Below are 12,336 nucleotides of genomic sequence, written 5' to 3'. Positions count from 1 at the left end.
GCTCCGAGGCCACAATTTCCATCTCAACCCGAGCGGTTATCAGTAACGGCGCGGGCAATCGTCGATATAGCGGCGGCCATAGCGGTCGCGGTAGTAGCACTGGCCGGGTTGTTCGGCGACGGAGCCGATCAACGCGCCGGAAACGCCGCCGATCGCGGCGCCGACGGCCGCGCCGCGGACATTGCCGGTGGCCAGGCCGCCGATCACGGCGCCGGATGCTGCACCAATGCCGGCGCCCTGTTCAGTTGCCGTGCAGCTCGCAAGCGAAGCGCCGACCAACAATAGCACCAAGGCCTTTCTCATGGGATCCTCCTGGGTTCGATCTTCTCGGCTGTCTGGGTTGTCGCAGCCTTTCAGCGGCTGTGGTCCCCCCACAACCATCGGGGGGAACAATAGGTCGCGGAACATAAGAGTCCATATGGCGAATTCATATTTTTGCATTCGTTTGCCGGTGGTTGCCGTGTCGCTTCTGTCGGGCGGTCGATCAAAATATTGCCGATTCCATACAAAGTAGCGGTTGATCCTCTCGGTAAAAAAGCAAATGATGATGGATGTGTCCGGGAGGGACACGAGGAGGAAAATGATGGCGAAAGTGACGTTGACCGTGAACGGCCGCACCGTGAGCGGCGATTGCGAGGATCGCACGCTGCTCGTGCATTTCATCCGCGAAAAGCTGGGTCTGACGGGAACGCATGTGGGCTGCGATACGGCCCAGTGCGGCGCCTGCGTCATCCATATGGACGGGCGCTCGGTGAAAAGCTGTTCCATCCTGGCGGTCCAGGCTTCCGGTTCGACGATCACGACGATCGAGGGGCTTGCCGGCCAGGGCGAGCTGCATCCGGTGCAGGCGGCCTTCAAGGAGCATCATGGTCTTCAATGCGGCTTCTGCACGCCCGGCATGGTGATGACGGCGGTCGACCTGATCAACCGCGAGGGCGGAACGCTGACGGAAGAAAAGGTGCGCGCAGGGCTGGAAGGCAACATCTGTCGGTGCACCGGCTACCACAACATCGTCAAGGCCATCCTGGCCGCCGACGCCGAAATGGCCGGTGGCCGGCAGGCGGCCGAATGAGGTTAAGCGAATAGGGAGTAGCGAATGGCGAATAGTTGGTCGCCTATGCGGCCGCGGCCGCTGTTCGAATTCCCTCTGTTCGCTACTTGCTATTCACTATTCGCTCATTTCTGGAGGAGATGAAAATGGGTGTTGAAGGAATCGGTGCACGCGTCGCCCGCAAGGAGGACAAGCGCTTCCTGACCGGCAAGGGCCGCTATACGGACGACATGATCGCTCCAGGCATGAAATATGCCTATTTCATCCGCAGCCCGCATGCGCATGCCCGGATCGGGAGCATCGATGCGAGCGCGGCGAAATCCATGCCGGGCGTCATCGACGTGCTGGACGGCAAGCAGCTCCAGGCCGACGGCATCGGCAACCTGATCTGCGGCTGGATGATCCACTCGAAGGACGGATCGCCGATGAAGATGGGCGCCTGGCGGCCGCTCGCAGCCGATACCGTGCGCTATGTCGGCGATGCGGTCGCCATCGTCGTGGCGGATTCACCCGGCGAGGCCCGTGATGCGGCGGAAGCCGTCGTCATCGACTACCAGCAGCTCCCCGCCGTGACGGAAGCGGTTGCCGCGCTTGCAGCCGGCGCCCCGCAGATCCATCCGGAGGCCCCCGACAACCTGATCTTCGACTGGCAGCTCGGGGACCCGGAAGCGGCGGACAGGGCGATCGCGTCCGCCGCGCATGTCACCGAAATCGAGATTCACAACAACCGTCTCTCTCCGAACGCGATGGAGCCGCGCGCCACGCTCGGCATCTACGATTCCGCCGAGGATCACTACACCTGCTACACGACGAGCCAGAACCCGCATGTTGCGCGTCTCGTGATGAGCGCCTTCTATAATGTCGCGCCGGAAAACAAGCTGCGCGTCATCGCGCCGGATGTCGGCGGCGGCTTCGGCTCGAAGATCTACATCTATCCGGAGGAAATCGTCTGTCTCTGGGCGTCGAAGAAGACCGGCGTGCCGGTGAAATGGACGTCCGATCGCACCGAGGCGTTTTTGACCGATGCGCATGGCCGCGACCATGTCTCCAGGGTGAAGATGGCCTTCGACGCGGACAACCGCATCACGGCGCTGAAGGTCGACACGATCGCCAATCTCGGCGCCTACATGTCGCTCTTCTCGTCCGCGGTGCCGACCTATCTCTATGCGACGCTGCTCTCCGGCCAGTATGCGATTCCGGCGATCCACGCGAATGTCCGGACCGTCTATACCAATACGGTGCCGGTCGATGCCTATCGCGGCGCCGGCCGTCCTGAGGCTACCTATCTGCTCGAGCGCACGATCGAGACGGCGGCCCGTGAGCTCGGCGTCTCGCCGGCGGAGCTTCGGCGGAAGAATTTCATCCGCTCCTTCCCGTACCAGACGCCGGTCATCATGAATTACGACGCCGGCGACTATGAAGCCTCGCTCAATGCCGCCATGCAGGCCGCCGACTGGAGCGGTTTCGCTGCTCGCAAGGCGCAGTCGGAAGCGAAGGGCAAAAAGCGCGGCATCGGCATGAGCTGCTATATCGAGGCCTGCGGCATTGCGCCCTCGGCGGCGGTCGGCTCGCTCGGGGCCGGGGTCGGGCTTTGGGAATCGGCGGAAGTGCGGGTGAATGCGGTCGGCACGATCGAGGTGCTCACCGGTTCGCACAGCCATGGTCAGGGCCATGAGACGACTTTCGCGCAGATCATCGCCGGCCGTCTCGGCCTGCCGATCGAAAGCGTCAACATCGTCCATGGCGATACGGACAAGGTGCAGATGGGCATGGGCACCTATGGTTCCCGCTCCGGCGCGGTCGGCATGTCGGCCGTCGTCAAGGCGCTCGACAAGGTGGAAGCCAAGGCGAAGAAGATCGCCGCGCATCTGATGGAGGCGGACGAGCAGGACATCGTCATCGAAAACGGCGAGGTAAAGGTCGCCGGCACCGACAAGGCGCTGCCGTGGTCCCAGGTGGCGCTTTCCGCCTATACCGCGCATAACCTGCCGGCCGGCATGGAGCCGGGATTAAAGGAGACCGCCTTCTACGATCCGGCCAATTTCACCTTCCCTGCCGGCTGCTATATCGCGGAAGTGGAGATCGATCCGGACACCGGCGAAACAGACATCGTCCAGTTCGTCGCGGCGGACGATTTCGGCAATATCATCAATCCGATGATCGTCGAGGGCCAGGTGCATGGCGGGCTGGCGCAAGGTATCGGCCAGGCGCTGCTGGAAAACGTGCGATATGACGAGAGCGGCCAGCTTCTGACCGCGAGCTTCATGGATTATGCCATGCCGCGCGCCGACGACCTGCCGTCCTTCAAGCTGTCGCACCAGAACACGCCTTGCCCGAACAATCCGCTCGGCATCAAGGGTTGCGGCGAGGCGGGAGCGATCGGTTCGCCGCCGGCGCTCATCAACGCCATCACCGACGCGATTGGCAACAACAGACTGACCATGCCGGCGACCCCGATGAAGGTCTGGCAGGCCCTGCACGCGGCCCACTGAGGAGGAAGAGACATGTACGCAACCAGCTATCATCGTGCTTCCTCGGTGGAAGATGCCGTCAAGCTCAAGGCCGCACATGAGGAGGGCAGATATCTCTCCGGCGGCATGACGTTGATCTCGACCATGAAGCAGCGGCTTGCCGCGCCGAGCGACCTGATCGACCTCCGCCATATTCCGGCTCTTCGCGGAATTTCCATCGACGGCCGCAAGGTGACGATCGGTGCCGCGACGCCGCATGCGGATGTGGCCAGCTCCCGTGAGCTTCGCGCCCTCTGTCCGGCAATCTGCGAGCTCGCCAGCCATATCGGCGATCCGCATGTGCGCCACATGGGCACGATCGGCGGGTCGATCGCCAACAATGATCCGGCGGCGGATTATCCTGCCGCCGTGCTCGGGCTCGAAGCCACCGTCGTCACCGACCGGCGGTCGATGGCGGCAGACGATTTCTTCACCGGCCTCTTCGAGACCGCGCTGGAGGAGGGAGAAATGGTGACCGCCGTCACGTTCGAGGCGCCGGAGAAGGCGGGTTACGCCAAGTTCAACAATCCGGCCTCGCGGTTTGCGATGACCGGCGTGTTCGTGGCGAAGCCGGCATCGGGCATACGCGTCGCCGTCACCGGTGCCGGGTCGGACGGCGTTTTCCGCCATGCCGGCTTCGAACAGGCGCTTGCCTCAAACTGGTCCGCCGACGCGTTGAACGGCGTTTCGGTCGATGCCTCGAAGCTGCTATCGGACCTGCATGCGGATGCCGAATACCGTGCCAACCTCGTCAAGGTCATGGCGAAACGGGCGGTCGCCGCGGCAGGCTGAGGACGAATCGCCGCCGTGGAAAGAAAGCGGGAGAAGAGCGGGGACGACACCCTTCTCCCAATCCCGTTGATGTGAATCAATTTCCATGTTTTCGGTGCCGCTTCGGTTTTGATTGGAATAATTCAAAAAAAGCGGGCCTTTTGCCGCAGATGGGTCTGATTCACGCATCGCGGGGTTGACGAAAGGCGCGGCTGAAACCAAAACCAAGGCAGGTTCTGGAGTGTGACATGGATTTCGAGGCATTTTTCAAGGGCGAACTGGACGGGCTTCACAAAGAAGGCCGTTATCGGGTGTTCGCCGATCTCGAGCGGCATCGCGGCAGTTTCCCGCGGGCCACGCGTCATACCCCGGAAGGTTCGAAGGAAGTGACCGTCTGGTGTTCCAACGACTATCTCGGCATGGGCCAGCACCCCGCCGTGATCGCGGCGATGAAGGAGGCCATCGATCACTGTGGCGCGGGTGCGGGAGGCACCCGGAATATTTCTGGCACGACCCATTACCACGTGATGCTCGAGCGTGAGCTGGCCGATTTGCACGGCAAGGAAGCCTCGCTGATCTTCACCTCCGGCTACGTCTCCAACTGGGCGACGCTCGGCACGCTCGGCCAGAGGATCCCGGGCCTCATCATCTTCTCGGACGCGCTGAACCATGCCTCGATGATCGAGGGCATCCGCTATGCCAAGTGCGAGCGGGTGATCTGGAAGCACAACGATCTCGACGATCTCGAAGCCAAGCTCGCGGCCGCCGACCCGAACGCTCCGAAGCTGATCGCTTTCGAATCCGTCTATTCGATGGACGGCGATATCGCCCCGATTAGGGAAATCTGCGATCTCGCCGACAAATACGGCGCGATGACCTATCTCGACGAAGTGCATGCGGTCGGCATGTACGGCCCGCGCGGCGGCGGCATTGCCGAGCGCGAGGGCCTGATGGACCGCCTGACGGTCATCGAAGGCACGCTCGGCAAGGCTTTCGGCGTGATGGGCGGTTATATCGCCGCCTCCGCCGCGCTCTGCGACTTCATCCGCTCCTTCGCCTCGGGTTTCATCTTCACGACGGCCCTGCCGCCGGCTCTCGCCGCCGGCGCCATCGCCTCGATCCGGCATCTCAAGGCCAGCCCGTTCGAGCGCGCCCGTCATCAGGACCGCGTCCGCAAGCTGCGCGGGCTTCTCGATCAGCGCGGCATTCCGCATATGCACAACCCGAGCCATATCGTGCCCGTCGTGGTCGGCGATGCGGCGAAGTGCAAGTGGATATCGGACATCCTGCTCGATACCTGCGACGTCTATGTCCAGCCGATCAACTACCCGACCGTGCCCCGCAAGACCGAGCGCCTGCGCATCACCCCGACCCCGCTTCACACCGATGCGGATATCGACCATCTGGTCGGCTCGCTGCACCAGCTCTGGTCGCGGTGTGCGCTGGCACGGCATGTGGCTTGATCGGGCTGAATACTGCCTAAGCGGCCATTTCCCTCTGCGCGATGATCTCACTGGCCCGACGGCGGGCTTCGGCATCGGCGGCAAAAACATCGGCCATGGTCGGGGCTTCGCCGAAAGCGACCATTTCGTCCATGACCTGCTCGGCGATGTCGGCCATGTTCAGGAAGCCGATGCGGCCGGCGCAGAAGGCATGGAATGAGATTTCCTCCGCCGCGTTCATTACCGCGCCCTGCACTCCGCCGCGTTCCAGCGCGGTGCGGGCGAGCCGAAGCGCCGGGAACCGTACTTCGTCCGGTGCCTCGAAGTCCAGCCGGGCGAGCTTGGCGAAATCCAGCCGTTCGACATTCAGTTTCGACCGGTTGGGATAGGTGAGCGCGTAGGCGATCGCGGTGCGCATGTCCGGGCAACCGAGCTGCGCCAGCACCGAGCCATCCGTGTAACCCACCATCGAATGGATGACCGATTGCGGATGGACGATCACCTCGATCTGGTCGGGCGTGAGGTCGAAGAGGTGCTTCGCCTCGATCATCTCCAGCGCCTTGTTGAACATCGAAGCGCTGCCGACCGAGATTTTCAGCCCCATCGACCAGTTGGGATGGGCCCTGGCGGCATCCGCCGTCACGCTCGCCATTTCTTCGCGCGTCCAGGTGCGGAACGGGCCGCCGGAAGCCGTCAGCACGATACGCTCGACTGCGTGATGCTGGTTGTCCTCGAGCGACTGAAAGATGGCGCTGTGTTCGCTATCGACCGGGATCAGCCGGCCGCCGCCTTCGGCCACGGCCTTGACGAAAAGCTCGCCGGCCGAAACCAGGCATTCCTTGTTGGCAAGTGCGATATCCGCACCGCGCTGGGCGGCAGCGAGCGTCGGGGCAAGGCCGGCCGTGCCGACGATCGCGGCCATCACCCAGTCGGAGTCCCGTGAACCCGCCTCGATCAGCGCCTCGCGGCCGGCGGCTACCTCGATGCTGCTGCCCGCAAGCGCATCCTTCAGAGCCGCGTATTGGCCGCCGTCAGCCGTGACGGCCAGTTTCGCGCCGCAGGTCTTCGCCTGCTCGGCCAGAAGCGCGATATTGGCATTGCCGGTGATCGCGACCACATCGAAGGCCTCGCGCCCCCCGAGCTGATTGACCACGTCGAGCGTGTTCACTCCGATCGAACCCGTAGAGCCCAGAATGCTGATGCGACGTTTGCCGGTACCGGCCATGATATCTTCCAACTCGTCAAACTGCGGTTGGTCTACAAGCGAAAGTCGCGGCTCACAAGAGCGGGCTTGAATTCCGTCCGGCTGCGACCAAGTGCGGCTTGATCCTCAAAGGTGCTTCAAGCGAAATAGGGCGATGAGCGAGACAAGGGAAATCCAGACCACTTGCGTGATTGCCGGCGCCGGCCCCGCCGGCCTGATGCTCGGCTTCCTCTTGGCACGGGCGGGCGTCGATGTCGTCGTGGTCGAGAAGCATGGCGATTTCCTGCGCGATTTCCGCGGCGATACGATCCATCCCTCGACGCTTGAAGTGATGCACGAACTCGGCCTTGCCGAGGAATTCCTGAAATTGCCGCACACGCAGGCACCAAAGCTTTCCGCCGAGATGGGCGGCAGGACCGTCACCATCGCGGATTTCTCCCGCCTGCCGGTGAGGCATCGCTTCATCGCCTTCATGCCGCAATGGGATTTCCTGAATTTCCTCGCCTCTCAAGCACGGCACCATCCGAATTTCCGGCTCTTGATGCAGGTCAGGGTGACCGGGCTTCTGGAAGAGCAGGGGAGGATTGCCGGGCTTGTGGCGGAGACGCCGGAGGGCAATCTGGCCATACGTTCCAAACTCGTCGTCGGCGCGGATGGCCGCAATTCGGCCGTGCGGGAAAGGGCAGGCCTCACGGTAGAAAGCTTCGGCGTTCCGAGCGAGGTCGCGTGGATGAAGCTGTCGAAGCAGCCGGGGGACCCTAACGAAGCGATGGGCCATGCCGGGCCGCGCCAGGGTTTCGTGCTGATCGACCGCGGCGATTATTGGCAATGCGGCTACGTCGTCCGCAAGGGTACGTTTGCGGAAATCCGCGAGAAGGGCATCGAAGCCTTCCGGCATATGGTGATCGCCGTCTCGCCGCTGCCGGCCGACCGGATGCAGGAAATTCGCTCCTTCGACGATACCAGCCTGCTTACCGTCCGTATCGATCGGCTGAAGCAATGGTGGCGGCCTGGCCTTCTCTGCATCGGCGATGCGGCGCATGCCATGTCGCCCATCGGCGGCGTCGGGGTCAATCTCGCGATCCAGGACGCCGTGGCAACCGCCAACATTCTCGCTGCGCCGCTACGGGAAAATCGCCTTTCCGATGCCGATCTGGCGGCGGTCGAAAGGCGTCGCAGCTTCCCGACAAGGGCGACGCAGAAGCTGCAGCTGATGATGCGCGGAAGCCGCCGCGCCGATCAGGCGGACGAAGACAAGCGAAAGGGTCCGCCGGCCTTCATCCGCGGCATCGCGCGCTTTCCGCTGCTGGCCCATCTCTCCGGCCGTCTGATCGGCCTCGGCTTCCGGATGGAGCATGTGAGGCCGCGCTGAAACGGCTTACGCGCTTCGCGGCATGCTTTATTTCTTGACGCCCATGACCTCGGCGCAGCGCGAGAAGCTGAGGCCTTCACCGTCCGTATCGTTCGTCGCGCGCAGCATGCGGATCAGCTTGTCCGGGCCGGTGGTGATCTGCAGCTCGCAGAAGAGCTCTTCCGAGCGGGCGGGCGAGACCATCCGGGTCACCGTCTGCTCAGGGACGCCAATCGTCGAGGACCGCGTCGTGGTGCTCGTGCTGCCGTCCGCATTCTTGCGCGTTTCCGTCGTGGTGCGGGTGATCTTGTTCGGATCGTTGACAGGCACCGTCTGGTACTGCGCCGGGATGTGGCGAGTGGTCTGCCCGCCAACCCAGGTGTAGATCGTGCCGCCGTCATTCAGCGGGAAGGTAGAAACGGGCGGTCCGTAATAGGTGAAGAACGAATCCACAGGCTGGCCGATCCACCGTGACTGGATCGCCTTGTTGGCTTCTTCCGTCGTCGTGCAGCCGACGATGACCATGGCCAGCACGCTCAGCGCGGCCGCCCAGGAAAGACGCATTTCCATTGATACACCCTAGACCTGACGCGCCACTTCCCCAAGTGGCAGCATGGCTTTTGTATGTTTGGTTAATTTTTCGTGCAATACAAAGTCTTGCCTGCGGTACAGGATGTCCACAGCCAGCGAAGAAACCTTTGACGTTACTTGCCGGTACGAAGCGACCAAACTTCCGGAGGCGCCATAACCAGCTGGGCTGTGGATATGGCCGCCGGTCGCGGCCGTTGAGCAGGAACCGGGGCTTCGAGCGGAAGTACGAGCTCTTCTTCCTCATCCGCCTGCGTCACGGCTGCGGTTGCAGGCGCGCTCATATCGTTCACCGCCATCAAGCCCGGCGAAGCAAGGTGTGGCGCGAAAGCCAGAATATATTCATCCGCCGGTTTCGGTGCCGGGGTCTGCAGCTCGCCGTCCTCATCGCGCTTCTCATAGAAGGCGTTGCCGCCGGCCACCGTCACGTAGTGCATGTTGTCATAGGGAAACTTCAGGCCCGCCTGGTGGAAGAACATGGCCTCCTTCACCTCGGGGTTCCGTTCTCCCCGAAGGATCGCGTCTGCGGCTCCATTCAGTTCCGGCGCCGTTTCCTCGTTCATCTTCCGCGTCATCAGGCCCGGTGCGAACTGCTTCTCCTGGGAGACCACGCCGCAAATGGTGTCGGGATAGGCGCCGGAAGTCAGCCGGTTCATGACCACGCTGCCGACGGCCATGAAGCCGTCTTTGCTCGACCGTTTGGATTCGAAATACATCGCCCGTTTCAGGCACTCGCGGTCGGCCGGCGTATAACTGTATACCTGCTTTCGCGGCATGTCGGCGATTGGCGCGACATTCGCTTTCACGTCATCTTTTGTGATGGATGAGGTCGTCTGTGACGATGTGCAGCCAGCCAGAAGGGCGACTGCGACCACGCATGCGGCCTTTCGCAAAGGCGCTTTGTCGATCGCTGTCATGAATGTCCCCGCGATAGATTTTCACAAATCATTTCAGCTTGAAAAGAATTGCCGGAAAGTGCGCGTCGGATCAAGCAAAATCTATAGAAGTCGAGAAGGTAAAGAAAATCATTCCGATCGACGAGAAAACGCGGTGCCGGCAGCAAAGGACGGACGACGATGGAAGTGGTAACAACGGGGATCTTGGGCCTGAGCGAGTTCAGTCGTCCTTGGACAGGGACACCTGCCGGTTTCGGCTTGCTGCAGCCCGATATCCCAATGGCTTCAGCATAAGTAAGCGCGTGGCTGACGCGAGCGGTGGGGGATGGCAAGGTGTCCAAGACTGTCTCACGCTGAGGCGGACGAGGTGGCGTTCGCCGGCGATGGACAGGAACTCGCGGGTGCTTCCGATGGCTATGTCTAAATTCGGCCCGGCGCAAATTCCATCGACCATAGACCGCTGGTCAGGTTTCGCCCGTGGGCGTATACTCTTCCGGCGTGCAGGTTCGGTCCGATGGCCCCGTTCTTCGCGTGGGTATCCATTCTGATCGTCGTTGTCCGCGGCAAAATCGGGAGGAAACTGTTATGGCGCATTTTCATGTGATCGCGGGAGGCAACAGTAAGGCGGCCTATCCCAACGTGCGGCGCATCGGCGTGGCAGATATCTTTAACTCCTTGCGTCAGGGGCTGGATGATTTCTGGACGAAGCCGTCACACTACGTCTTTCTCTGCCTGATCTACCCCGTGGCCGGCGTGGTCCTCGCGCATTGGACGTCGGGTGCCAATGCGCTGCCGCTGCTGTTTCCGTTGATGTCGGGCTTTGCGCTGGTCGGCCCGTTCGCAGCGCTCGGTCTTTATGAAATCAGCCGCCGGCGGGAGCTCGGCCTCGACACCTCCTGGCAGCATGCGCTCGAAGTCAGGCATTCCCCCGCGGTCCCAGCCATCCTTGCCATCGGCGTCATGCTGGCCGCGATCTTCATCCTGTGGCTTCTGGTGGCGCAATCGCTCTATATCAGCCTGTTCGGGCCGGAGCGGCCGGAATCACTGGTTGTTTTCGTGCAAGAGGTGTTCACGACGCCAAGGGGCTGGCAGCTGATCCTCTACGGCAATATCATCGGCTTCTTCTTCGCCCTGGCCGTGCTTTGCACCACGGTCGTCGCATTTCCGCTGCTTCTTGATCGCGATACCGGCGCGGCGACGGCGGTCTATACCTCGATGAAAGCCGTTGCGGTCAATCCCCTGGAAATCATGCTGTGGGGCCTCATCGTGGCGGTGCTTCTGGTCGTCGGTTTCGTGCTGTTCTTTGCCGGCCTTGCCATCGTGATCCCCGTACTTGGCCACGCGACCTGGCACCTCTATCGCAAGGTCGTCGAGCCGGTGTCCGTCTCGGCGAGCGGCACGGGCCGGTAGGTCGGTAAACCGGCTTCGGCGACGACCGTCAGGGCGCGGCGTTGAAGAAGGCGAGCCGGGTGAGGATGGTATAGTCCGCCTCAGAGACCATCAGGGCCGTGAAGACCAGCACCAATACCGGCGGCAGCAGGATGGCGTAGACGAGCGCCAGCCGCTCCCAGGCCATATGCATGAAGACGGCGACGATCAGCCCGGCCTTCAGCATCATGAACAGAAGGATAAGCGACCATCGTGCATAGCCCTGGATACCGACATAATCGACCAGGTAGGAAAAGGCACTGAGCACGAAGAGCAGGCCCCAGACGAGTAGATAGAGCCGGATCGGATGCTGCTGCTGTCCGGAGTGCGCCTGCACCTGCGCCGTTGTGTCGCTCATGATCGTCCTCCTTACCACAGATAGAAAAACGCGAAGATGAACACCCAGACCAGATCGACGAAGTGCCAGTACAACCCCATGAGTTCGACGGCCTCGTAGTGGCCCTTCCGGCTGGTGAAAAAGCCGCGCCGTTCCTCGTCGAAATCGCCTCGCCATACCTTGCGGGCGACGATGAGGAGGAAGATGACGCCGATCGTGACGTGGGTGCCGTGAAAACCCGTGATCATGAAGAAGGTCGACCCGAACTGCGCCGCGCCCCACGGATTTTCCCAGGGGCGCACGCCTTCCGATATCAGCTTCGTCCATTCGAAGGCCTGCATGCCGACGAAGGTCGCGCCGAGAAGTGCCGTCGCGAGCATCAGGGCGGCCGTCCTGCCGCGTTCGCGGCGATAGCCGAAATTGACCGCCATCGCCATGGTGCCGCTGCTTGAGATCAGAACGAAGGTCATGATCGCGATCAGGATCAGCGGTACGTTCTGCCCGCCGATATGGAGTGCAAAGACCTCACTTGGATTGGGCCATGCGACGGGCGTCGACATGCGGGCTGTCATATAGGCCAGCAGGAAGCACCCGAAGACGAAGGTGTCGCTGAGGAGAAAGATCCACATCATCGCCTTGCCCCAGGAGGCGGTTTTGAAGGCCCGCTGATCCGAGGAAAAATCGGCGGCAATCCCCCGCAGACCGGCCGGCCGAAAGTCGGGAGCGCTGTGGGGCTGGATAGACTGTGCCATCTGGAA

Annotated in this window: 12 protein-coding genes; 6 read left to right on the top strand and 6 right to left on the bottom strand. The window is 62.2% G+C overall.

The window, feature by feature from the left end; all coding sequences use genetic code 11:
• Nucleotides 1–39: 39 nt before the first annotated feature.
• Nucleotides 40–303, bottom strand: a complete 264-nt coding sequence (locus ACMGE0_RS09560; protein WP_436815616.1) for a YMGG-like glycine zipper-containing protein — start codon at nucleotides 301–303, stop codon at nucleotides 40–42.
• A gap of 280 nt (nucleotides 304–583) precedes the next feature.
• Here ACMGE0_RS09560 and ACMGE0_RS09555 point away from each other — a divergent pair, with 280 nt between their 5' ends.
• From ACMGE0_RS09555 to hemA, 4 genes are all read left to right on the top strand, one after another.
• A complete protein-coding gene (locus tag ACMGE0_RS09555) occupies nucleotides 584–1,072 on the top strand; it encodes a (2Fe-2S)-binding protein (RefSeq protein ID WP_436815615.1) in 489 nt (162 codons plus the stop codon).
• Nucleotides 1,073–1,197: 125 nt separating this feature from the next.
• The gene (locus ACMGE0_RS09550; protein WP_436815614.1) at nucleotides 1,198–3,543 is read left to right on the top strand and encodes a xanthine dehydrogenase family protein molybdopterin-binding subunit; all 2,346 of its coding nucleotides are present in this window, start codon (nucleotides 1,198–1,200) and stop codon (nucleotides 3,541–3,543) included.
• A gap of 12 nt (nucleotides 3,544–3,555) precedes the next feature.
• Nucleotides 3,556–4,353, top strand: coding sequence for an FAD binding domain-containing protein (locus ACMGE0_RS09545; RefSeq protein WP_436815613.1), 798 nt, complete (start codon nucleotides 3,556–3,558; stop codon nucleotides 4,351–4,353).
• A 227-nt stretch (nucleotides 4,354–4,580) separates the two neighbouring features.
• On the top strand, nucleotides 4,581–5,795 hold the full coding sequence (hemA, locus tag ACMGE0_RS09540) for a 5-aminolevulinate synthase (RefSeq protein ID WP_436815612.1): 1,215 nt from the start codon (nucleotides 4,581–4,583) through the stop codon (nucleotides 5,793–5,795).
• A 16-nt stretch (nucleotides 5,796–5,811) separates the two neighbouring features.
• On the opposite strand, the gene dxr is transcribed toward hemA, so the two are convergent.
• A complete protein-coding gene (gene dxr / locus ACMGE0_RS09535; protein ID WP_436815611.1) occupies nucleotides 5,812–6,999 on the bottom strand; it encodes a 1-deoxy-D-xylulose-5-phosphate reductoisomerase in 1,188 nt (395 codons plus the stop codon).
• A 133-nt stretch (nucleotides 7,000–7,132) separates the two neighbouring features.
• Here dxr and ACMGE0_RS09530 point away from each other — a divergent pair, with 133 nt between their 5' ends.
• Nucleotides 7,133–8,350, top strand: a complete 1,218-nt coding sequence (locus ACMGE0_RS09530; protein WP_436815610.1) for an FAD-dependent oxidoreductase — start codon at nucleotides 7,133–7,135, stop codon at nucleotides 8,348–8,350.
• 27 nt (nucleotides 8,351–8,377) lie between these two features.
• Here the strand turns inward: ACMGE0_RS09530 and ACMGE0_RS09525 are convergent, their stop codons facing one another.
• Both ACMGE0_RS09525 and ACMGE0_RS09520 read right to left on the bottom strand, forming a co-directional pair.
• The gene (locus ACMGE0_RS09525) at nucleotides 8,378–8,899 is read right to left on the bottom strand and encodes a hypothetical protein (RefSeq protein WP_436815609.1); all 522 of its coding nucleotides are present in this window, start codon (nucleotides 8,897–8,899) and stop codon (nucleotides 8,378–8,380) included.
• A 134-nt stretch (nucleotides 8,900–9,033) separates the two neighbouring features.
• A complete protein-coding gene (locus ACMGE0_RS09520) occupies nucleotides 9,034–9,834 on the bottom strand; it encodes a cell wall hydrolase (protein WP_436815608.1) in 801 nt (266 codons plus the stop codon).
• A 564-nt stretch (nucleotides 9,835–10,398) separates the two neighbouring features.
• Here ACMGE0_RS09520 and ACMGE0_RS09515 point away from each other — a divergent pair.
• Nucleotides 10,399–11,223, top strand: coding sequence for a DUF2189 domain-containing protein (locus ACMGE0_RS09515; RefSeq protein ID WP_436815878.1), 825 nt, complete (start codon nucleotides 10,399–10,401; stop codon nucleotides 11,221–11,223).
• A 28-nt stretch (nucleotides 11,224–11,251) separates the two neighbouring features.
• Here ACMGE0_RS09515 and ACMGE0_RS09510 read toward each other — a convergent pair whose 3' ends face one another.
• Together ACMGE0_RS09510 and ACMGE0_RS09505 are read right to left on the bottom strand one after the other, a co-directional pair.
• Nucleotides 11,252–11,599, bottom strand: a complete 348-nt coding sequence (locus ACMGE0_RS09510) for a cytochrome C oxidase subunit IV family protein (RefSeq protein ID WP_436815607.1) — start codon at nucleotides 11,597–11,599, stop codon at nucleotides 11,252–11,254.
• An 11-nt stretch (nucleotides 11,600–11,610) separates the two neighbouring features.
• Nucleotides 11,611–12,330, bottom strand: coding sequence for a heme-copper oxidase subunit III family protein (locus ACMGE0_RS09505; RefSeq protein ID WP_436815606.1), 720 nt, complete (start codon nucleotides 12,328–12,330; stop codon nucleotides 11,611–11,613).
• Nucleotides 12,331–12,336: the final 6 nt, after the last annotated feature.

This window comes from Neorhizobium descurainiae (assembly GCF_051400715.1).
Classification (GTDB): domain Bacteria; phylum Pseudomonadota; class Alphaproteobacteria; order Rhizobiales; family Rhizobiaceae; genus Neorhizobium.
This window is presented reverse-complemented; position numbering and strand designations above follow the sequence as displayed.

Coding starts and splice junctions, on each gene's coding strand:
- ACMGE0_RS09560 (WP_436815616.1), bottom strand. CDS start 303: ATGAGAAAGGCCTTGGTGCTATTGTTGGTCGGCGCTTCGCTTGCGAGC.
- ACMGE0_RS09555 (WP_436815615.1), top strand. CDS start 584: ATGGCGAAAGTGACGTTGACCGTGAACGGCCGCACCGTGAGCGGCGAT.
- ACMGE0_RS09550 (WP_436815614.1), top strand. CDS start 1,198: ATGGGTGTTGAAGGAATCGGTGCACGCGTCGCCCGCAAGGAGGACAAG.
- ACMGE0_RS09545 (WP_436815613.1), top strand. CDS start 3,556: ATGTACGCAACCAGCTATCATCGTGCTTCCTCGGTGGAAGATGCCGTC.
- hemA (WP_436815612.1), top strand. CDS start 4,581: ATGGATTTCGAGGCATTTTTCAAGGGCGAACTGGACGGGCTTCACAAA.
- dxr (WP_436815611.1), bottom strand. CDS start 6,999: ATGGCCGGTACCGGCAAACGTCGCATCAGCATTCTGGGCTCTACGGGT.
- ACMGE0_RS09530 (WP_436815610.1), top strand. CDS start 7,133: ATGAGCGAGACAAGGGAAATCCAGACCACTTGCGTGATTGCCGGCGCC.
- ACMGE0_RS09525 (WP_436815609.1), bottom strand. CDS start 8,899: ATGGAAATGCGTCTTTCCTGGGCGGCCGCGCTGAGCGTGCTGGCCATG.
- ACMGE0_RS09520 (WP_436815608.1), bottom strand. CDS start 9,834: ATGACAGCGATCGACAAAGCGCCTTTGCGAAAGGCCGCATGCGTGGTC.
- ACMGE0_RS09515 (WP_436815878.1), top strand. CDS start 10,399: ATGGCGCATTTTCATGTGATCGCGGGAGGCAACAGTAAGGCGGCCTAT.
- ACMGE0_RS09510 (WP_436815607.1), bottom strand. CDS start 11,599: ATGAGCGACACAACGGCGCAGGTGCAGGCGCACTCCGGACAGCAGCAG.
- ACMGE0_RS09505 (WP_436815606.1), bottom strand. CDS start 12,330: ATGGCACAGTCTATCCAGCCCCACAGCGCTCCCGACTTTCGGCCGGCC.